The 20,233-nt window shown below is 62.6% G+C and carries 17 protein-coding genes; 11 read left to right on the top strand and 6 right to left on the bottom strand.

The features are described 5' to 3' along the window. The first annotated feature begins 82 nt into the window (after positions 1-82). On the top strand, positions 83-2,515 hold the full coding sequence (locus tag ACMGG8_RS01490; RefSeq protein WP_375136272.1) for a penicillin-binding protein 1A: 2,433 nt from the start codon (positions 83-85) through the stop codon (positions 2,513-2,515). Positions 2,516-2,653: 138 nt separating this feature from the next. On the opposite strand, the gene ACMGG8_RS01495 is transcribed toward ACMGG8_RS01490, so the two are convergent. From ACMGG8_RS01495 to rpmE, 3 genes are all read right to left on the bottom strand, one after another. Continuing rightward, the gene (locus tag ACMGG8_RS01495; RefSeq protein WP_060837157.1) at positions 2,654-3,922 is read right to left on the bottom strand and encodes a malic enzyme-like NAD(P)-binding protein; all 1,269 of its coding nucleotides are present in this window, start codon (positions 3,920-3,922) and stop codon (positions 2,654-2,656) included. A gap of 187 nt (positions 3,923-4,109) precedes the next feature. Next, positions 4,110-4,889, bottom strand: coding sequence for a thermonuclease family protein (locus tag ACMGG8_RS01500; RefSeq protein ID WP_414159056.1), 780 nt, complete (start codon positions 4,887-4,889; stop codon positions 4,110-4,112). Between the two features lie 41 nt (positions 4,890-4,930). After that, entirely contained in the window at positions 4,931-5,152 is a 222-nt protein-coding gene (rpmE, locus tag ACMGG8_RS01505) for a 50S ribosomal protein L31 (RefSeq protein ID WP_016962748.1), read from the bottom strand. Between the two features lie 298 nt (positions 5,153-5,450). On the opposite strand from rpmE, the gene ACMGG8_RS01510 reads away from it, so the two are divergent. The 10 genes from ACMGG8_RS01510 (at position 5,451) to ACMGG8_RS01555 (ending at position 18,313) form a co-directional block, all read left to right on the top strand. Continuing rightward, positions 5,451-7,670, top strand: coding sequence for a primosomal protein N' (locus ACMGG8_RS01510; protein WP_060837155.1), 2,220 nt, complete (start codon positions 5,451-5,453; stop codon positions 7,668-7,670). 210 nt (positions 7,671-7,880) lie between these two features. Then, positions 7,881-9,617, top strand: coding sequence for an arginine--tRNA ligase (argS, locus tag ACMGG8_RS01515; protein ID WP_060837154.1), 1,737 nt, complete (start codon positions 7,881-7,883; stop codon positions 9,615-9,617). A gap of 1 nt (position 9,618) precedes the next feature. Continuing rightward, the gene (locus ACMGG8_RS01520) at positions 9,619-10,326 is read left to right on the top strand and encodes an SPOR domain-containing protein (RefSeq protein WP_016962745.1); all 708 of its coding nucleotides are present in this window, start codon (positions 9,619-9,621) and stop codon (positions 10,324-10,326) included. 199 nt (positions 10,327-10,525) lie between these two features. After that, on the top strand, positions 10,526-11,056 hold the full coding sequence (hslV, locus tag ACMGG8_RS01525) for an ATP-dependent protease subunit HslV (protein WP_003186641.1): 531 nt from the start codon (positions 10,526-10,528) through the stop codon (positions 11,054-11,056). A 57-nt stretch (positions 11,057-11,113) separates the two neighbouring features. After that, positions 11,114-12,451, top strand: coding sequence for an ATP-dependent protease ATPase subunit HslU (gene hslU, locus ACMGG8_RS01530; protein ID WP_060837153.1), 1,338 nt, complete (start codon positions 11,114-11,116; stop codon positions 12,449-12,451). A 79-nt stretch (positions 12,452-12,530) separates the two neighbouring features. Continuing rightward, positions 12,531-12,908, top strand: a complete 378-nt coding sequence (locus ACMGG8_RS01535; RefSeq protein WP_016962743.1) for a gamma-butyrobetaine hydroxylase-like domain-containing protein — start codon at positions 12,531-12,533, stop codon at positions 12,906-12,908. 258 nt (positions 12,909-13,166) lie between these two features. Continuing rightward, positions 13,167-14,846: a class II poly(R)-hydroxyalkanoic acid synthase gene (gene phaC / locus ACMGG8_RS01540; RefSeq protein WP_060842250.1), complete on the top strand. Its 1,680-nt coding sequence runs from the start codon at positions 13,167-13,169 to the stop codon at positions 14,844-14,846. A 130-nt stretch (positions 14,847-14,976) separates the two neighbouring features. Next, complete coding sequence (phaZ, locus tag ACMGG8_RS01545; RefSeq protein WP_060837151.1) at positions 14,977-15,837, top strand: poly(3-hydroxyalkanoate) depolymerase; 861 nt, start codon at positions 14,977-14,979, stop codon at positions 15,835-15,837. Between the two features lie 108 nt (positions 15,838-15,945). Then, the gene (gene phaC / locus ACMGG8_RS01550) at positions 15,946-17,628 is read left to right on the top strand and encodes a class II poly(R)-hydroxyalkanoic acid synthase (RefSeq protein ID WP_414159057.1); all 1,683 of its coding nucleotides are present in this window, start codon (positions 15,946-15,948) and stop codon (positions 17,626-17,628) included. 64 nt (positions 17,629-17,692) lie between these two features. Further along, positions 17,693-18,313: a TetR/AcrR family transcriptional regulator gene (locus ACMGG8_RS01555; protein WP_108545903.1), complete on the top strand. Its 621-nt coding sequence runs from the start codon at positions 17,693-17,695 to the stop codon at positions 18,311-18,313. 81 nt (positions 18,314-18,394) lie between these two features. Here ACMGG8_RS01555 and ACMGG8_RS01560 read toward each other — a convergent pair whose 3' ends face one another. The 3 genes from ACMGG8_RS01560 to ACMGG8_RS01570 all read right to left on the bottom strand — a co-directional run bounded on the left by ACMGG8_RS01560 (position 18,395) and on the right by ACMGG8_RS01570 (position 20,132). Next, positions 18,395-19,222: a phasin family protein gene (locus tag ACMGG8_RS01560; protein ID WP_060837148.1), complete on the bottom strand. Its 828-nt coding sequence runs from the start codon at positions 19,220-19,222 to the stop codon at positions 18,395-18,397. A gap of 10 nt (positions 19,223-19,232) precedes the next feature. Next, positions 19,233-19,655 (bottom strand): phasin family protein, encoded by a 423-nt coding sequence (locus tag ACMGG8_RS01565; protein WP_060837147.1) that lies wholly within the window; start codon positions 19,653-19,655, stop codon positions 19,233-19,235. 201 nt (positions 19,656-19,856) lie between these two features. Next, positions 19,857-20,132, bottom strand: coding sequence for a polyhydroxyalkanoic acid system family protein (locus tag ACMGG8_RS01570; RefSeq protein ID WP_060842246.1), 276 nt, complete (start codon positions 20,130-20,132; stop codon positions 19,857-19,859). Between the last annotated feature and the right edge of the window lie 101 nt (positions 20,133-20,233).

Here is a 20,233-nt window from a genome sequence, read left to right on the forward strand (position 1 = left end):
CCTGCTGCGTGGGTCGGTCCCTGATTACCTTGAATGCCCTGACGCCTAATTCATTCCTTTCTCTGGAAATCCAAAAGCCTTGATTCGTCTGCTGAAGTTTTTCGGGTGGTCCATCGTCGCTGTGTTCTGCGGGCTGCTTCTCGCCCTCTCCGGTGCGTTTCTTTATCTTAGTCCCGGCCTTCCATCGGTTGAGGCCCTGAGAAGCATCCAGTTGCAGATTCCTCTGCGGGTGTACAGCAGCGACGGCAAGTTGATCGCAGAATTTGGCGAAATGCGCCGTACCCCCATACGTTTCGCCGAAATTCCACCCAACTTCATCAATGCGTTACTAAGTGCTGAAGACGACAACTTCGCTAACCATTACGGAGTTGACCCCAGCAGCCTGATGCGCGCCGCGACCCAGTTGGTCAAGAGCGGACACATCCAGTCCGGCGGCAGCACCATCACCATGCAGGTGGCGAAGAACTTCTTCCTCAGCAGTGAGCGCAGCTTTTCGCGCAAGACCACCGAGATTCTCCTGGCCCTGCAGATCGAGCGGCAGCTGACCAAAGACGAGATCCTCGAGCTCTACGTCAACAAGATCTACCTGGGCAACCGCGCCTACGGGATCGAGGCGGCAGCCCAGGTGTACTACGGCAAGTCCATTCGCGACGTGAGCCTGGCGCAGATGGCGATGATCGCCGGCCTGCCCAAGGCCCCTTCGCGCTTCAACCCGCTGGCCAATCCGGCGCGCAGCAAGGAGCGCCGCGACTGGATCCTCGGCCGCATGTACAAGCTGGGCAAGATCACCGAAGCGGCCTACACCGAAGCCATCAACGAGCCGCTGAACGCCAGCTACCACGTGCCGACGCCGGAAGTGAACGCGCCGTACATCGCCGAGATGGCCCGCGCCGAGATGGTCGGCCGTTATGGCAGCGACGCTTATACCGAAGGTTTCCGCGTCACCACCACCGTGCCCAGCGACCTGCAGGAGATGGCCAATACCGCGGTCCAGGAAGGCTTGATGACCTACGACCAGCGCCACGGCTACCGTGGTCCTGAGTCGCGCCTGCCCGGCAAGACCCATGCCGCCTGGGCCACAGAGTTGACCAAGCAGCGGACCATCAGCAGCCTGGAACCGGCGATCGTCACTCAGGTCGAGAAGAACGGCCTACAGGTGCTGACCCGCAACGGCGAGGAACATGTGGCCTGGGAGAGCATGAAATGGGCCCGGCCGTTCCTCAACACCAACAGCATGGGCGCCGCTCCTCGCCAGCCGGCGGACGTGGCCCAGGTCGGCGACCTGATTCGCGTGCAGCGCCAGGCGGACAACTCCCTGAAGTTCAGCCAGGTCCCGGTCGCCCAGGGCGCCCTGGTGACCCTGGACCCGCAAAACGGTGCGATCCGCGCCCTGGTCGGTGGCTTTGCCTTCGAGCAGAGCAACTACAACCGCGCGATGCAAGCCAAGCGCCAGCCCGGCTCGAGCTTCAAGCCGTTCGTCTATAGCGCGGCCCTGGACAATGGCTACACCGCGGCCAGCCTGGTCAACGACGCGCCGATCGTGTTCGTCGACGAATACCTGGACAAGGTCTGGCGGCCGAAGAACGACACCAACACCTTCCTCGGCCCGATCCGCATGCGCGAAGCGCTGTACAAGTCGCGCAACCTGGTGTCGATCCGCCTGCTGCAGAGCATGGGCGTGGACCACACCATCGACTACATCAGCAAGTTCGGCTTCAACAAGCAGGACCTGCCGCGCAACCTGTCCCTGGCCCTGGGCACCGCGACCCTGACCCCCATGGAGATCGCCACCGGCTGGAGCACCTTTGCCAACGGCGGCTACAAGATCACCCCGTACATCATCGACAAGATCGAAAGCCGCAACGGCGAGCTGCTGTTCAGCGCCAACCCGCCCAGCGTCCCCACCGGGAACACCGCCAGCAGCGGCATCGCGGCGCCAGAGCACAACTTCACGGTCAACACCGTGGCCGGCGAAAACCCGGTACAGGCTCCGGTACAGACGCCCGCCGTCGCCGAACGGATCATCGACGGACGCACCACCTACATCCTCAACAGCATGCTCGAGGATGTGATCAAGCTGGGCACCGGGCGCCGAGCCCTGGCCCTGGGCCGTTCGGACCTGGCCGGCAAGACCGGTACTACCAACGAGTCCAAGGACGCCTGGTTCTCCGGCTACAACGCCGACTACGTGACCACGGTCTGGACCGGTTTCGACCAGCCGGAAAGCCTCGGACGTCGCGAATACGGCGGCACTGTGGCCCTGCCGATCTGGATGAACTTCATGGGCGCCGCCCTCAAGGGCAAGCCGCCGCACACCCAGGCCGAACCGGAAGGCATCCTCAGCCTGCGGGTCGACCCGGTCAGCGGCCGCGCCGCCACCCCGGGCACACCGAATGCCTACTTCGAGCTGTTCAAGAGCGAAGACACCCCACCCTCGGTCAACGAGCTGGGCAACGGCGTCGCACCGGGCAGCCCGCTGCCGGCGGACGAAGCGGCGCCGATCGACCTCTTCTAAGAGCAGTGGCAAGCTGCAAGTGATCGGCGGCAAGCAAGAGCGCGCCCCGCTCTTGCAGCTGGAAACTTGCAACTAGCCGCTGATTGCCTGCCCATAAAAAAACCCGGCTCGATGGCCGGGTTTTTTTATGGGCGGCTGTTAGCCGTTGAACACATCGTCCACGCTCTTGAGCGGGTAGTTCTTCGGATACGGCAGGGTCGCCACGCCGGTCTCGATAGCGGCCTTGGCCACGGCATCGGAGATCACGGTGATCAGACGGGCATCCATCGGCTTCGGAATGATGTACTCACGACCGAATTCCAGCTTGATGCCGCCGTAGGCGTCGCACACTTCCTGAGGCACTGGCAGCTTGGCCAGTTCACGCAGGGCATTGGCCGCGGCGATCTTCATTTCTTCGTTGATGCGCTTGGCGCGAACGTCCAGGGCACCACGGAAGATGAACGGGAAGCCCAGCACGTTGTTCACCTGGTTCGGGTAGTCCGAACGGCCGGTGGCCATGATCACGTCGTCACGGGTGGCGTGAGCCAGCTCTGGAGCGATTTCCGGATCCGGGTTCGAGCAGGCGAACACGATCGGATTCGGCGCCATCGACTTCAGGCCTTCAGCGCTCAGCAGGTTCGGACCGGACAGACCGACGAACACGTCGGCGCCTTGCAGGGCGTCGGCCAGGGTGCGCTTGTCGGTGGTGTGGGCGAAGACTGCCTTGTACTGATTCAGGTCGTCACGGCCAGCGTGGATAACGCCGGTACGGTCAACCATGAAGATGTTCTCGATCTGTGCGCCCATGCTCACCAGCAGTTTCATGCAGGAGATGGCGGCCGCACCGGCGCCCAGGCAGACGATCTTGGCATCGGCCAGGGTTTTGCCAGCGATTTCCAGGGCGTTGATCATGCCGGCAGCGGTCACGATCGCGGTGCCGTGCTGGTCATCGTGGAACACCGGAATGTCGCACTGCTCGATCAGAGCACGTTCGATCTCAAAGCACTCTGGCGCCTTGATGTCTTCCAGGTTGATGCCACCGAAGGTGATGGAGATGCGCTTGACGGTGTCGATGAAAGCCTGCGGACTTTCGGAATCGACTTCGATGTCGAATACATCGATGCCGGCGAAACGCTTGAACAGCACGCCCTTGCCTTCCATCACCGGCTTGGAGGCCAGTGGGCCGAGGTTGCCCAGGCCGAGAATCGCGGTGCCATCGGAAATGACGGCAACCAGGTTGCCTTTGCCGGTGTACTTGTAGGCCAGTTCCGGATCGCGAGCGATTTCGCGTACCGGCTCGGCTACGCCGGGGCTGTAGGCCAGCGCCAGATCACGAGCGGTAGCAGTGGCCTTGGTGAGCTCGACACTCAGCTTTCCTGGACGAGGATTGGCATGATATTCGAGAGCGGCAGTTTTCAAATCAGACATGTGGGCATTCCGCTTTTTACTGTTGGACAGACGGACCGCCGAGGATACGCGTGTCGCATAGTCCCTACAAGACTGCCCAGTCACCCCTGTCAAGGCCCGTAGCGTACGACTTTGGGCCAAGAGCCACGGGGTACAAGGCTTTCAACTGTTCACAATCCAATTAAAAAATGTCTACAATTTTTCTTTATCAGAGAAGTCTGAGCATGGAAACGTCGGTCAGCGACAACATCCAGCCTGCCCCGCTCGACCTGAAACCGCCGGAACGCGAACGTGCCAGCACCCAGCCCCGAGCCTCGATCCGCCGCCCGGAAAGCCCCTTGAGCCACTGACGATCGAAACGTCCCAGAACATTGGGTGCAATACGCAATACAACTGCACCGCGCAATGTGATCCAAACCCCGCCACGATTGCGTTCGACCTTGCTCACACGCCCCTCGAGCACGACAAAGCCGGAACGGCGGATCTGCTCCGCTTTCAGTACAGCTGAACGGCGCCAGAGGCCCAGCCCCGCTCGACGCGCGTGGTTTTCCGCAGCCTGCTGACAAGCGACCAGAGCGACGTTCGGCACGATGGCGATCTGATAGGCAAGCCCTTCGGCAATCAACCGGGCTTCCAGATTGGTTCCGCTGACGTCGTAGACATGGGCCAGCGTCCGCCCATGGCGATCGTGCCGCTCGCGGCCGGGCAACAAGCCGACCCGACCACCGCTCTGCGCCACCAGGCGCTGCAAACGTTGCCGCGCCGCCACCGCAAATGGCTCGGCCGGGCGCCCCCGACTGGCCAGCTCCGGCGCATTGAGGCCGATCATGCGCACGCTGCGACCATCCTTGAGACGCAGGGTATCGCCATCCACCACCCGCTGGACCGTTGCGGGAATCAGCCCCTCGGGGGCCGGGCAAAACGCCTGGGCGGCGGTCAGCCAAATCGCGGACACAAAAAAGGCGCCCACATGGGACGCCTTTTTCATCAGCGAGGAAAGTCGGTATCGGCTTTCCAGAACGATCAGCCTCAGGCCTTTTTCGTTGCGCCGAAAGCACCGAAGCGCGACTTGAACTTGTCGACACGACCGCCAACGTCCAGAGTCTTTTGCTTACCGGTGTAGAACGGGTGGCACTCGTTGCACACGTCCAGGCTCAGAGGCTTGGCCAGGGTGGAGCGAGTTTCGATGACGTTACCGCAGCTGCAGGTAGCGGTAACGGCTTCGTATACTGGATGGATATCGGCTTTCATGGTGTATTCCTCAGGCTAGCGTGCCGCCACCCAACACTATTGTTGAATACCGCACGAATTAGGGCGCGGATTCTACCAGACCGCGTCAAACGCGCAAGAGATCCTGAGTACCCCCCATCAGAAAAAGCCGGCGCAACCTTGACAGCCCCGGCTTTGCCACGCACTGCACTGCGGTGCCTGCTCGGCCGCGGCAAAACCTCCGCAGACCGGGGAGCACGCACGCTTATACAGGACACCCCACGGCTCGTCTGTTAGGCTCCGGAGCCTATTTACCGTCCGCTCATCGAGATTGTCCCGCGTGCCCGACGCCATTCTGCGCCTCGCCCTGCCTTCGCCTCTGCGCCGCCTCTTCGACTACCGTGCCCCGGCCGGTGTGCTGCGCGCCCAGCTGCATCCGGGGATGCGCCTGCGAGTGCCCTTCGGTCGCCGGGAAATGATCGGCATCCTGGTGGAAGTGGCGGATCACAGTGAAGTGCCGGCCGACAAGCTCAAGCCGGCCCTGGCCCTGCTGGACCCCACGCCACCGCTGCCCCCGGCCCTGTTCAAGCTGTGCCTGTGGACCGCCCAGTACTATCAGCACAGCCTCGGCGACACCCTGAGCTGGGCCTTGCCGGTGCTGCTGCGCCAGGGCGAGCTGGCCGAGGCCCGCCAGGAACGCTTCTGGTCGATAGCCCCCGGCGCCCGCCTGGATGACCCGCGCATCGCCCGCGCCCCGCGTCAGCGCGAAGCACTGGCCACCCTGGCCCAACACCCCCATGGCGTGCCCCACGCTCTGCTGAGCAAGCTGATGCTGAGCAAGGACAGCCTGGACCTGTTGCTGGCCAAGGATCTGGTGCAGGTAGAAGTGCGCAAGCACGCGCCAGGCGTGCGCCATGAACACTGGCTGGCCCAGCCCGAGCTGCCGCTCAACAGCGAGCAGCGCGCCGCCTACGAAGCGATCCGCGCCGGGTTCGACAGCTATCACGCCTTTCTTCTGGCCGGGGTCACTGGCAGCGGCAAGACCGAGGTCTACCTGCAGTTGATCCGCGAAACCCTCGAAGCCGGCAAACAGGCCCTGGTGCTGATCCCGGAGATCAACCTGGGGCCCCAAACCCTGGCGCGTTTCGAACAGCGCTTCAACGCCCGCATCGCCCTGCTGCACTCGGCGGTCAATGACCGCGAACGCCTGGATGCCTGGCTCGCCGCCCGGGATGGCGAGGCCGACATCATCATCGGCACCCGCTCGGCGCTGTTCACGCCGATGAAGAACCCCGGGCTGATCATCATCGATGAGGAGCACGACGGCTCTTACAAGCAGCAGGAAGGCCTGCGCTACCATGCCCGCGACCTGGCCCTGGTGCGCGCCCGCCAGGAAGACATCCCCATTGTCCTGGGCTCGGCCACACCGTCCCTGGAAAGCCTGCACAACGCCTACACCGGCCGCTATGGGCTGCTGCGCCTGAACGAGCGCGCCGGCGGCGCCAAGCAACCGCGCTTCCTGCGCCTGGATGTGAAGAGCCGCCCTCTGGACAGCGGCATTTCCGGCCCCATGCAGCAGGCCATCGGCCAGACCCTGGCCGCCGGCCAGCAAGTCCTGGTATTCCTCAACCGCCGCGGTTTCGCCCCGACCCTGCTCTGCCACGACTGCGGCTGGATGTCCGAATGCCAGCGCTGCGACGCCCGCATGACCGTGCACCAGCGCTCCGGCGAACTGCGTTGTCACCATTGCGGCCATGTGGAGCGAGTGCCCCGGCACTGCCCGCAATGCGGCAAGGTCGATCTGCGCCCCGTGGGCGCCGGCACCGAGCGCGCGGAAGAACGCCTGGGCATCCTGTTTCCCGACTACCCGGTACTACGGGTGGACCGCGACAGCACCTCGCGCAAGGACGCGATGAACCAGCTGTTCGCCACCATCCAGAAGGGGCATCCGTGCATCCTGGTGGGCACCCAGATGCTGGCCAAGGGGCATCACTTCCCCCGGGTCACCCTGGTGTCGATCCTCGACGCCGACGGCGGCCTGTTTTCCGGGGACTTCCGCGCCAGCGAGCGCATGGCGCAGCTGATCGTCCAGGTCGCCGGGCGCGCCGGGCGTGCCGAAGAACCGGGCAAGGTGATCATCCAGACCCACCTCGCCGACCACCCGCTGCTGGTGCAACTGACCGAGCAGGGTTACTTCGCCTTCGCCGAACAGGCCCTGAGCGAGCGCCGCGCCGCCGGCCTGCCGCCCTTCGCCCATCTGGCCCTGCTGCGGGCCGAGGCCCACAAGCCGGGGCAGGCCGAAGGTTTTCTCGATGAGGCGTGCAGCGAGGCCGAGCGCCTGCTGGCGGAACAGAACCTGGGGGGCATCGAGTTGCTGGGGCCGGTTCCGGCGCCGATGGAGCGGCGCGCCGGGCGTTATCGTGCGCAGTTGCTGCTGCAAGCCAATGCCCGGGCACCGCTGCATCGACTGCTGAGCAGCTGGTTGCTGGTGCTGGAGCAGATGCCCAGCGGACGCCAGGTCCGCTGGTCGCTGGATGTGGACCCGGTGGATTTGTATTGATCGATATCGCGTTTTCGCGGGCAAGCCCGCTCCTACAATGGGCTGCATCAAACCCGCAGGAGCAGGCTTGCCGGCGAAGGCACTCGAATGCCGCCACCGATCCCCAAGCAGCCCTCTATAGTTGGCAAGGCCGTTCCAGCAACGGATAATGCCCAGTTTTTCCACCCGCGCACCAACGCGCCGCCGCGCCAGCGGTCGAACGAGAAGACCATGAAAGACACCATTCGCCAGCTCATCCAGCAAGCCATCACCCAACTCGTCGCCGAAGGTGTGTTGCCAGAAGGCCTGACGCCGGCGATCCAGGTCGAAAACACCCGCGACAAGACCCACGGCGACTTCGCCAGCAATATCGCCATGATGCTGGCCAAGCCCGCCGGCATGAAGCCCCGCGACCTGGCAGAAAAAATCATCGCCGCGCTGCCGGCCCATGAGGACCTGAGCAAGGCGGAAATCGCTGGCCCGGGCTTCATCAACTTCTTCCAGAACACCCAGGCCCTGGCCGCGCGCCTGGACGCCGCCCTCGGCGACGAGCACCTGGGCGTGCGCAAGGCCGGCCCGGCGCAGCGCACCGTGATCGACATGTCGGCCCCCAACCTGGCCAAGGAAATGCACGTCGGCCACCTGCGCTCCACCATCATCGGTGACGGCGTGGCACGGGTCCTGGAGTTCCTCGGCGACACCGTGATCCGTCAGAACCATGTCGGCGACTGGGGCACCCAGTTCGGCATGCTGATGGCGTACCTGGAAGAGAACCCGATCACCAGCGATGAGCTGTCGGACCTGGAGAACTTCTACCGCGCCGCCAAGCAGCGCTTCGACGAATCCGAAGCCTTTGCCGACCGCGCCCGCGGCCTGGTGGTCAAGCTGCAAGCCGGCGACCCGGATTGCCTGGAGCTGTGGACCAAGTTCAAGGACATCTCCCTGTCCCACTGCCAGAAGATCTACGAGCTGCTCAACGTCAAGCTGACCATGGCCGACGTCATGGGCGAGAGCGCCTACAACGATGACCTGATCAACGTGGTCAACGACCTCAAGGCCCAGGGCATGCTGGTGGAGAGCAACGGCGCCCAGTGCGTGTTCCTCGACGAGTTCAAGAATGCCGAAGGCGAGCCGCTGCCGGTAATCATCGTCAAGGCCGACGGCGGCTACCTGTACGCCACCACCGACCTGGCCGCCGTGCGCTACCGCAGTGGCAAGCTCAAGGCCGATCGCGCCCTGTACTTCGTCGACCAGCGCCAGGCCCTGCACTTCCAGCAAGTGTTCGCCGTGGCCCGCAAGGCCGGCTTCGTGACCCATCCGATGGAGATGGAACACATGGGCTTCGGCACCATGAACGGCGCCGACGGCCGTCCGTTCAAGACCCGCGACGGCGGCACCGTGAAGCTCATCGACCTGCTGACCGAAGCCGAGGAACGCGCCTACGCCCTGGTCAAAGAGAAAAACCCGCAACTGCCGGAAGCCGATCTGCGCGGCATTGCCAAGGTGGTGGGCATCGATTCGGTGAAATACGCCGACCTGTCCAAGCACCGTACCAGCGACTACAGCTTCAACTTCGACCTGATGCTCAACTTCGAAGGCAACACCGCGCCGTACCTGCTGTACGCCTATACCCGTGCCGCCGGCGTGTTCCGCAAGCTGGGCAAGGACTTCAGCGAAGTCGGCGGCCAGATCGAACTGCACGCGGCCCAGGAACTGGAGCTGGCGGCCAAGCTGGCGCAGTTCGGCGAGATCCTCAACAACGTCGCCGACAAGGGCACCCCGCACATCCTCTGCACCTACCTGTACGACGTGGCCGGTCTGTTCTCCAGCTTCTACGAGAACTGCCCGATCCTGGCGGCCGAGACTCCGACGCAGATGCACAGCCGCCTGCGCCTCACCGAGCTGACCCGCCGCACCCTCAAGCAAGGTCTGGAACTGCTGGGCCTCAAAGTCCTGGAGCAAATGTAAGTTGGCTGCCAAGAAAAAACCTGCACCCAAGCGTGGCGCCAGCCGCTACCAGGCCCCGGCCAAGAAGCCGATCCCGGGCTGGTTGTGGCTGGCCATCGGCCTGACCATCGGCGCCTTCATCGTGTTCCTGATGAAGCTCGAACCAGGCAAGGGCGGCGACAGCGTCAAGCGCGAGAAGATCGAACAGCAGAAAGCCAGCAAGATCGCCGAGGCCAACAAGACCCCGCCGAGCCCGCAGCAACCGGTGAAGCCGAAGTACGACTTCTATACCCTGCTGCCGGAATCGGAGGTCATAGTGCCGCCGGAAGCGGTGCCGGAGAAAACCCTGCCGACGCCTCAAGTGCCGCCGGTGCCGACCACCCCGGTCACCCCGGCGGAAGCCGCGAAGATCGACACCGCCCGGGCCCAGGCGGCCCTGGCCGGCATCACCCCACCGCCGGCGCCACCGGTGGCCAAGGCGGCGCCGGTGACCAAGTTCTTCCTCCAGGCCGGCTCGTTCCGCAAGCAAGCCGATGCCGACAAGGTACGAGCGCAGATCATCCTGCTGGGCCAGTCGGTGGCGGTGGAATCCGGCACGGTGAAGGACGAAACCTGGTACCGGGTATTGGTGGGCCCGTTCAGCAACCGCGAACAGCTGACCGTGGCGCAGAAACAACTGGCCGGCGCCGGCTTTAGCAATCTGCTGTTACAACAGCGCCAGAGCCGTTAAGCCGACCGCTACGCGATTGATCGCGGCCCAGCCCACTCCTACACGACGCCTCGTAGGAGCGGGCTTGCCCGCGAAGCGCTTGCAGCTTGCAACAAAGACCGCTGGTCCCCCGCTACAGCCTCCGGTTGAAAAACTCCCAGCCACCCCCATATGAGTTTCCATCAGGGCACTTTCGCCCCGCTGTGTGGAGACTCCCCCCTTGACCACCATCGTTTCAGTCCGCCGCCACGGCAAAGTCGTCATGGGCGGCGACGGCCAGGTTTCTCTCGGCAACACCGTGATGAAAGGCAACGCGAAAAAAGTCCGCCGCCTGTACCACGGCCAGGTCATCGCCGGCTTTGCCGGGGCCACCGCCGACGCCTTCACCCTGTTCGAGCGCTTTGAAGGCCAACTGGAGAAACACCAGGGCCATCTGGTGCGCGCCGCTGTCGAGCTGGCCAAGGAATGGCGTACCGATCGCTCCCTGAGCCGCCTGGAAGCCATGCTGGCCGTGGCCAACAAGGACGCCTCCCTGATCATCACCGGCAACGGTGACGTGGTGGAGCCGGAGGACGGCCTGATCGCCATGGGTTCCGGTGGCGCCTACGCCCAGGCCGCAGCCAGCGCCCTGCTGAAAAAGACCGACCTGTCGGCTCGCGAAATCGTCGAGACGGCCCTGGGCATCGCCGGCGACATCTGCGTATTCACCAACCACACTCAAACCATCGAGGAGCAGGATCTCGCGGAATAAGCCTGTTGCGGCGCTCGCGCCACGGCATTCATTCTTGCTTGAGGACCGCCAATTACTATGTCCATGACACCCCGCGAAATCGTCCACGAACTCAACCGCCACATCATCGGCCAGGACGATGCCAAGCGCGCCGTCGCTATCGCCCTGCGCAACCGCTGGCGCCGGATGCAACTGCCGGCCGAACTGCGCGTTGAAGTGACGCCCAAGAACATCCTGATGATCGGCCCCACCGGTGTCGGCAAGACCGAAATCGCCCGCCGCCTGGCCAAGCTGGCCAATGCACCGTTCATCAAGGTCGAAGCCACCAAGTTCACCGAAGTCGGTTATGTCGGTCGCGATGTCGAATCGATCATTCGTGACCTGGCCGATGCGGCGATCAAGATGTTCCGCGAACAGGAGATGATCCGGGTTCGCCACCGCGCCGAAGACGCCGCCGAAGAACGCATCCTCGACGCCCTGCTGCCACCGGCCCGCATGGGCTTCAGCAGCGATGAAGCGCCAGCCCAGGACTCCAACACCCGCCAGCTGTTCCGCAAGCGCCTGCGCGAAGGCCAGCTGGACGACAAGGAGATCGAGATCGAAGTGGCGGAAGTCACCGGCGTCGACATCTCCGCGCCACCGGGCATGGAAGAAATGACCAACCAGCTGCAGAACCTTTTCGCCAACATGGGCAAGGGCAAGCGCAAGAGCCGCAAACTCAAGGTCAAGGAAGCGCTGAAGCTGGTACGGGATGAAGAGGCCAGCCGCCTGGTCAACGACGAAGAGTTGAAGACCAAGGCCCTTGAAGCCGTCGAGCAACACGGCATCGTGTTCATCGACGAAATCGACAAAGTGGCCAAGCGCGGCAACTCCGGCGGCGTCGATGTGTCCCGCGAAGGCGTGCAGCGCGACCTGCTGCCCCTGATCGAAGGCTGCACCGTCAACACCAAGCTGGGCATGGTCAAGACCGACCACATCCTGTTCATCGCTTCCGGTGCCTTCCACCTGAGCAAGCCCAGCGACCTGGTTCCGGAGCTGCAAGGGCGCCTGCCGATCCGCGTCGAACTCAAGGCCCTGTCGCCGGAAGATTTCGAGCGCATCCTCAGCGAGCCTCACGCTTCGCTGACCGAGCAATACCGTGAGCTGCTCAAGACCGAAGGCCTGAACATCGAGTTCCTGCCTGAAGGCATCAAGCGCCTGGCGGAGATTGCCTGGCAGGTCAACGAGAAGACCGAGAACATCGGTGCCCGTCGCCTGCACACCCTGCTCGAGCGCCTGCTGGAAGAGGTGTCGTTCAGCGCCGGCGACCTGGCCAGCGCCCACAGCGAAGAGCCGATCCGCATCGACGCGGCCTACGTCAACAGCCACCTGGGCGAGTTGGCGCAGAACGAAGATCTGTCCCGCTATATCCTCTAAGCGACAAGCTTTAAGCCTCAAGCTGCAAGTTGATCGCGGTCATCTTGTAGCTTGTAGCTTGCAGCTTTAAGCTGCCCTCATGACTAAACTCCCCTCTGGCATCAACCTGCACAAAGCCTCGAAAACCCTGACCCTGACCTACGGGCCGGACGAGGTCTATCACTTGCCTGCAGAGTTCCTGCGGGTGCACTCCCCCTCCGCCGAGGTCCAGGGCCACGGCAAACCCATCCTGCAGTTCGGCAAGCTCGGCGTGGGCCTGAGCAAGGTAGAACCGGCTGGCCAGTACGCACTGAAATTGACCTTCGACGACGGCCATGACAGTGGACTGTTCACCTGGGACTACCTGTATCAGTTGGCTCTGCGTCAGGACGAACTGTGGAGCGATTATCTGGCAGAGCTCAAAGCCGCCGGAAAATCCCGCGATCCGAATGAGTCGATAATCAAGCTGATGCTCTAGTCCGAGCCTCCGGCTGTTTAGAGGGCATTTTCTAATTCCATCTGTTTGAATGCTGGGCTGTATGGCCAATGAATGGCCTGCTTGCGAAAAAAATTAAACTCGGGTAACCAATGGAACTGGCAAGTTCCCTGCAGAGTTCTCTGCACTTTTAAAGCAGCGGTACGCAATCAACGGTCACCCGAGCAGTAGTACCTGGCATCGTGCTGTGTGACTGCACAGCAGGTCCGGTACTCGTCTCAGGACAATGGAGCGTCGTAGATGAGTAACAAGAATATCGATGACCTGAAACGCCAAGCCTCGGAAAACACACTGGGGCTCAATCCGGTCATCGGCTTGCGTAGAAAGGATCTGCTTACCTCTGCTCGAATGGTGCTCACCCAGGCCATTAAACAACCCATCCACAGCGTCAAGCATGTCGCCCATTTCGGCCTTGAGCTGAAGAACGTGATATTCGGCAAATCGACCCTGCAACCGGAGAGCGACGACCGTCGCTTCAACGATCCGGCCTGGAGCCAGAACCCGCTGTACAAACGCTATCTGCAAACCTACCTGGCGTGGCGCAAGGAGCTCCACGAGTGGATCGGCGACAGCAACCTGTCCGATCAGGACATCAGCCGCGGCCACTTCGTGATCAACCTGATGACCGAAGCCATGGCCCCGACCAACAGCATGGCCAACCCCGCCGCGGTCAAGCGCTTCTTCGAAACCGGCGGCAAGAGCCTGCTGGACGGCCTGTCCCATCTGGCCAAGGACCTGGTGCAGAACGGCGGCATGCCCAGCCAGGTCAACATGGACGCCTTTGAAGTGGGCAAGAACCTCGGCACCAGCGAAGGTTCGGTGGTGTTCCGCAACGATGTGCTGGAGCTGATCCAGTACCGGCCGATCACCGAACAGGTGTATGAGCGCCCGCTGCTGGTGGTGCCGCCCCAGATCAACAAGTTCTACGTCTTCGACCTCAGCCCGGACAAGAGCCTGGCGCGCTTCTGCCTGCGCAACAACGTGCAGACCTTCATTGTCAGCTGGCGCAACCCCACCAAGGCACAACGGGAATGGGGCCTGTCGACCTACATCGAGGCCCTGAAGGAGGCGGTCGACGTGGTCACCGCCATCACCGGCAGCAAGGATGTGAACATGCTCGGGGCCTGCTCCGGCGGTATCACCTGTACCGCGCTGCTGGGCCACTACGCCGCGCTCGGAGAAAAGAAGGTCAATGCCCTGACCCTGCTGGTCAGCGTCCTCGACACCACCCTGGATACCCAGGTGGCGCTGTTTGTCGACGAGCAGACCCTGGAAGCGGCCAAGCGCCATTCCTACCAGGCCGGTGTGCTCGAAGGTCGCGACATGGCCAAGGTGTTTGCCTGGATGCGCCCCAACGACCTGATCTGGAACTACTGGGTCAACAACTACCTGCTGGGCAACGAACCACCGGTGTTCGACATCCTGTTCTGGAACAACGACACCACCCGCCTGCCCGCAGCGTTCCATGGCGACCTGATCGAGATGTTCAAAAACAATCCCCTGGTGCGCCCCAATGCACTGGAAGTGTGCGGCACACCCATCGACCTGAAACAGGTGACCGCCGATATCTTTTCCCTGGCCGGCACCAACGATCACATCACCCCGTGGAAGTCCTGCTACAAGTCGGCGCAACTGTTTGGCGGCAACGTGGAGTTCGTGCTGTCCAGCAGCGGGCATATCCAGAGCATCCTGAATCCGCCGGGCAATCCCAAGGCGCGCTACATGACCAGCACCGAGATCCCGGTCTGCCCCGATCAATGGCAGGAAAACTCGATCAAGCACACCGATTCCTGGTGGCTGCACTGGCAAGCCTGGCAGGCGGAGCGTTCCGGCGAGCTGAAAGCGGCCCCCAGCACGCTGGGCAACAAAAAGTACGCCGCCGCCGAGGCCGCACCAGGGACCTACGTCCACGAGCGCTGAGTCCGGGCATTGAACGATGCGACGCCAGGAGGCGTCGCCACGCCCTATGCTTGGTACGAGGCCCGGCCTCGGAAAATCCGGACGACGCCCAGGACGGCGTTGCCCATGGTTCAATTCACAGGGCTACGGCATGCCACACTCTTTCATCTTTCGCACCGTTGATCTGGATGGACAGACCATCCGCACGGCGGTACGCCCCGGCAAGCCGCACTTGACGCCGCTGCTGATCTTCAACGGTATCGGCGCCAACCTGGAGCTGGTCTTTCCCTTTGTCCAGGCCCTGGATCCGGACCTGGAGGTCATTGCCTTCGACGTCCCCGGCGTGGGCGGCTCCTCGACCCCAAGCCGGCCTTATCGTTTTCCCGGCCTGGCCAAGCTGACCGCCCGCATGCTCGATTACCTGGACTACGGCCAGGTCAACGCCGTGGGCGTGTCCTGGGGCGGAGCCCTGGCCCAGCAGTTCGCCTACGACTACCCCGAACGCTGCAAGAAACTGGTACTGGCGGCCACCGCCGCCGGCGCCTTCATGGTCCCCGGCAAGCCCAAGGTGCTGTGGATGATGGCCAGTCCACGACGCTACGTGCAGCCTTCCCATGTGATGCGCATCGCGCCGCTGATCTATGGCGGTGCCTTCCGGCGCGATCCGAACCTGGCCGCCGAACACGCAGCCAAGGTCCGCTCGGCCGGCAAGCTGGGCTACTACTGGCAACTGTTCGCCGGAGTGGGCTGGACCAGCATCCACTGGCTGCACAAGATCCACCAGCCGACCCTGGTGCTGGCCGGCGACGATGACCCGCTGATCCCCCTGATCAACATGCGCATGCTGGCCTGGCGGATTCCCAACGCGCAGCTGCACATCATCGACGACGGCCACCTGTTCCTGATCACCCGGGCCGAGGCCGTCGCCCCGATCATCATGAAATTCCTCCAGGAAGAGCGACAACGCGCCGTGATGCACCCGCATCCACTGCCATCGCACCCAACGAAATAAAACAACGCTGCCGACAGGATCGTCGCGCGCAAGAAAGGCCAGGAGCGACTATGTTGTCTGTCTTGGATTGGTCTGCTTGTTAGTGGTTTGACGAAGGAGTGTTGACTCATGCAAGACAAGCCTGCACAGGGTTCGCTTCCGGCCCCTGCGGCCTACATCAACGCACAGAGCGCGATCACCGGTCTGCGCGGCCGGGATCTGCTCTCGACACTGCGCAGCATTGCGGCCCACAGTTTGCGCAACCCGTTGCACAGCGCCCGCCACACCCTGGCCCTGGGTGGCCAGCTGGGACGTGTGCTGCTGGGGGAAACCCTGCATAAACCCAACCCCAAGGACAACCGCTTCGCCGACCCGGCCTGGACCCTCAATCCCTTTTACAAACGAGGCTTGCAGGCCTACCTCAGCTGGCAGAAGCAGGTTCGGCACTGGATCGACGACAGCGGCATGAACGAGGACGATCGGGCCCGGGCGCACTTCGCCTTCTCCCTACTCAACGACGCGGTGTCGCCCTCCAACACCCTGCTCAATCCCCTGGCCCTCAAGGAAATCTTCAACACCGGCGGCAACAGCGTGGTGCGCGGCATCGGCAACCTGCTGGACGACCTGTTGCACAACAACGGACTGCCCAGCCAGGTGACCAAGCACGCCTTCGAGATCGGCAAGAACCTGGCCGTGACCCCAGGCTCGGTGGTGTTTCGCAGCGAGCTGCTGGAACTGATCCAGTACAGCCCCATGAGCGAAAAACAGTACGCCAAGCCGTTGCTGATCGTGCCGCCGCAAATCAACAAGTACTACATCTTCGACCTCAGCCCGCACAACAGCTTCGTCCAGTACGCCCTGAAGAACGGCCTGCAGGTATTCATGATCAGCTGGCGCAACCCGGACGTGCGCCATCGCGAGTGGGGCCTGTCGAGCTACGTAGAGGCTACCGAAGAGGCACTGAATGTCGCCCGGGCCATCACCGGCAGTCGGGAAGTCAACCTGGTAGGTGCCTGCGCCGGCGGCCTGACCATCGCCGCCCTGCAAGGTCACCTCCAGGCCAAGCGCCAGCTGCGCCGGGTGGCCAGCGCCACTTACCTGGTGAGTCTGCTGGACAGCCAGCTGGACAGCCCGGCCACCTTGTTTGCCGATGAGAAAACCCTGGAAGCGGCCAAGCGTCGCTCCTACCAGCAAGGGGTGCTCGATGGCCGCGACATGGCCAAGGTGTTTGCCTGGATGCGGCCCAACGACCTGATCTGGAACTACTGGGTCAACAACTACCTGCTGGGCAAGGAGCCGCCGGTCTTCGACATTCTCTACTGGAACAACGACAGCACCCGCCTGCCCGCCGCCTTGCACGGCGACCTGCTGGACTTTTTCAAGCACAACCCGCTGAGCCACGAAGGCGGACTCGAAGTCTGCGGCACCCCGATCGATCTGCAGAAGGTCACGGTGGACAGCTTCAGCGTGGCCGGTATCAACGATCACATCACCCCCTGGGATGCGGTGTATCGCTCAACCCTGCTGCTGGGCGGAGAGCGGCGCTTCGTGCTGTCCAACAGCGGGCATGTGCAGAGCATTCTCAATCCGCCGAGCAACCCAAAGGCCAACTACGTGGAAAACCACAAGCTCAGCAGCGATCCGCGAGCCTGGTATTACGACGCCAAACATGTCGACGGCAGTTGGTGGGGCCAGTGGCTGAGCTGGGTCCAGGAGCGCTCAGGAGCGCAGCGGGAAACCCTGACCACCCTCGGCAATCAGAACTATCCACCCATGGAGGATGCTCCGGGCACCTACGTGCGCGTGCGCTGAAAACACTTTGCTCCACGACTCCACGCTGGAGTCGTGCCCGCCAATGGACCGACAAGAAGTCAGGATGAAGACCCGCGACCGGATACTCGAATGTGCCCTGCAACTGTTCAACCAGAAGGGCGAGCCCAATGTCTCCACCATGGAGGTGGCCAATGAGATGGGCATCAGCCCCGGCAACCTCTACTACCACTTCCATGGCAAGGAGCCCCTGGTGCTCGGCCTGTTCGAACGTTTCCAGAACGAGCTGACACCGCTGCTGGATCCACCGTCCGATGCCCGGCTGGCGCCGGAGGACTACTGGCTGTTCCTGCACCTGATTGTCGAACGCCTGGCCCACTACCGCTTCCTGTTCCAGGATCTGTCCAACCTGGCGGGACGCTTGCCGAAACTGGCCAAGGGCATTCGCAACCTGCTCAACGCCCTCAAGCGGACCCTGGCCTCGCTGCTGGCCCGACTCAAGACCCGTGGACAGCTGGTCAGCGGGACCCAGGCCTTGGGCCAACTGGTGGAGCAGATCACCCTGACCCTGCTGTTCTCCCTGGATTACCAGCGGATCCTTGATCGCGAGGGGGAAGTGCGCCTGGTGGTCTACCAGATCATGATGCTGGTGGCACCGCACCTGTTGCCGCCGGCGAAGCTGGCCACCGAGCAGATGGCGTTGCGCTACCTGGAAGAACAGGGATAGGCGGGTCTGGCGAGTACCGAACGCAGCCCAATAAAAAACGCCCGGCCTTTACAGACCGGGCGTTCTTTGAGCCCGATGCAATCAGGACTGGCTGCTTGGCGTCGCTGGAGCTGGCGCAGCCGTTGGCGCTACCGCCGGGCTGGGGGCTGCGGCGGAGTTTGCCGAACTGGCCGAAGCCGTCGGCGCTGGCGCTGCAGGCTTGGCCGCTACCGCGGGCTTGGCGGCAGGCTTCTTGGCGGCAGGTTTTTTCGCCACCGCCGGCTTGGCCGCGGGTTTGGCGGCGGCTTTCACCGCTGGCTTGGCGGCGGGCTTGGCCGCAGGTTTTGCTGCAACCGGCTTGGCAGCGGGTTTGGCAGCCGGCTTGGCGGCAGCGGTTTTCGCGGCAGGCTTGGCGGCGGGTTTAGCTGCAGCTTTGGCCGCCGGTTTGGCCAGAGGCTTGGCTGCAGGTTTAGCCGCAGGCTTGGCAGCGGCGGTTTTGGCCGCAACCGGCGCAACCTTGGCACCTGTGAGTTTTTCAATCTGCTTGGTCAGGGTATCGACCTTGTCATGCAGCGCTTTCACCTCATTGCGGCTCGGTACGCCCAGGCGCGAGATGGCACTGTTCAAACGCTTGTCGAAAGCGCCTTCCAGTTCGTCCCACTTGCCCAGGGCGCGGTCCTTGACGTCGCTGATGCGCGACTTGGCCGAACTGGCGGAGTCTTTGGCGGCATCAACTTTCTTGCCGACTACACTCTTGGTCAGTTTCTCGGCTTTCTCACCATCTTTGACCAATGTCTCGAAAAGCTTGCTGCCGTCAGAGTCGATTTTCGAGTACACGCCTAAACCAGCAAGCCAAATTTTACGGGAGTACTCTTCGACTTTCCCGATCCACGAGCTGCCTTCTTTTTCAGTATTCTTTTTACCAGCCATCCCGTTCTCCTTAATGTTTACGCGCGACACGTTCGAGCAACGCCGTCAGCTCATCGAGCTTAGCAGAGAGTGTCTCGACGTCATGTTTAGACGGAATGCCGATGCGATTCAAGGCACTGGCGACGCGCGTGTCAAAGGCCTTTTCGACCTTGTCCAGTTGCACTTCGACTTTGCCTTTAAGAGTACTGACATCCCCTTTAACGCTGTCTATCTGACTATTGGCCGCTTCAAGTTGTTCAGTGACAACTTTTTTGCCTTTCTTTTCAACGGATTGACCGGCCTTGATCAACTCCTGGAAGTATTCGCTGCCCTCGTGACCGACTTTGGCGTAGGCACCCAGGCCAGCCAGCCAGATCTTGCGGGCATAGGATTTGACTTCGCTCAGAGCAGTCGATTGAACATCAACTTTTTTCTTCAGAATCACTTTGGCCATGGTGCACCTCACGCGCGGAAGGTTTGAGGAACTGTCCTCGGAACGAGGACCTGAGGCACAACCTAGAGAGAAAAATTAGAATCGGCACCCTAACGAATGTCATCAATTGATGTAGGGGCCGACTCGCCGGCGAGGCTCTTGAGCGTGGCGCCGTTGCAGTGCCTGCGATTCGCCTGCAAGCCGGCGCCTGGGGATCGGGGCTCAGGCCAGGGCCTTGTCCAGGGCTTTTTCAATTTCGGACTTGATGGTGCCGCTCATGGCCGACATCAACAGACCCAGTTCCACATCGATCCGGATCGACGCCTCACCCACATGCACAGCGCCTTTGACCCCGGATCGCTTGAGGTTCAGCGTATCCCCCGCCCATTGCGGCTCCAGGCCATATTGATCGGCGAGTTTCTGCGCCAGTTTGTCGGCCTTTTCACGGGCTACCTGCTTACCCAGGCCATGGGCGCGTTCAACACTAATACGGGCCATCGAAGGACTCCTGCTGTTTGCGGACTTGCCTGAAGCATCTTGACCCTGTGTGCGTCAAAACGTCCCGGCGGTTCGCTATCTTACATTCAGCCTTGCCAAGA

Source organism: Pseudomonas sp. BNK-45, from assembly GCF_047456255.1.
Classification (GTDB): domain Bacteria; phylum Pseudomonadota; class Gammaproteobacteria; order Pseudomonadales; family Pseudomonadaceae; genus Aquipseudomonas.

What these genes read in the sequence shown, in the direction of transcription:
- ACMGG8_RS01495 (WP_060837157.1), bottom strand. Translation starts at nt 3,922, where the DNA reads ATGTCTGATTTGAAAACTGCCGCTCTCGAATATCATGCCAATCCTCGT.
- ACMGG8_RS01500 (WP_414159056.1), bottom strand. Translation starts at nt 4,889, where the DNA reads ATGAAAAAGGCGTCCCATGTGGGCGCCTTTTTTGTGTCCGCGATTTGG.
- rpmE (WP_016962748.1), bottom strand. Translation starts at nt 5,152, where the DNA reads ATGAAAGCCGATATCCATCCAGTATACGAAGCCGTTACCGCTACCTGC.
- argS (WP_060837154.1), top strand. Translation starts at nt 7,881, where the DNA reads ATGAAAGACACCATTCGCCAGCTCATCCAGCAAGCCATCACCCAACTC.
- hslU (WP_060837153.1), top strand. Translation starts at nt 11,114, where the DNA reads ATGTCCATGACACCCCGCGAAATCGTCCACGAACTCAACCGCCACATC.
- ACMGG8_RS01535 (WP_016962743.1), top strand. Translation starts at nt 12,531, where the DNA reads ATGACTAAACTCCCCTCTGGCATCAACCTGCACAAAGCCTCGAAAACC.
- phaC (WP_060842250.1), top strand. Translation starts at nt 13,167, where the DNA reads ATGAGTAACAAGAATATCGATGACCTGAAACGCCAAGCCTCGGAAAAC.
- phaZ (WP_060837151.1), top strand. Translation starts at nt 14,977, where the DNA reads ATGCCACACTCTTTCATCTTTCGCACCGTTGATCTGGATGGACAGACC.
- phaC (WP_414159057.1), top strand. Translation starts at nt 15,946, where the DNA reads ATGCAAGACAAGCCTGCACAGGGTTCGCTTCCGGCCCCTGCGGCCTAC.
- ACMGG8_RS01555 (WP_108545903.1), top strand. Translation starts at nt 17,693, where the DNA reads ATGAAGACCCGCGACCGGATACTCGAATGTGCCCTGCAACTGTTCAAC.
- ACMGG8_RS01560 (WP_060837148.1), bottom strand. Translation starts at nt 19,222, where the DNA reads ATGGCTGGTAAAAAGAATACTGAAAAAGAAGGCAGCTCGTGGATCGGG.
- ACMGG8_RS01565 (WP_060837147.1), bottom strand. Translation starts at nt 19,655, where the DNA reads ATGGCCAAAGTGATTCTGAAGAAAAAAGTTGATGTTCAATCGACTGCT.
- ACMGG8_RS01570 (WP_060842246.1), bottom strand. Translation starts at nt 20,132, where the DNA reads ATGGCCCGTATTAGTGTTGAACGCGCCCATGGCCTGGGTAAGCAGGTA.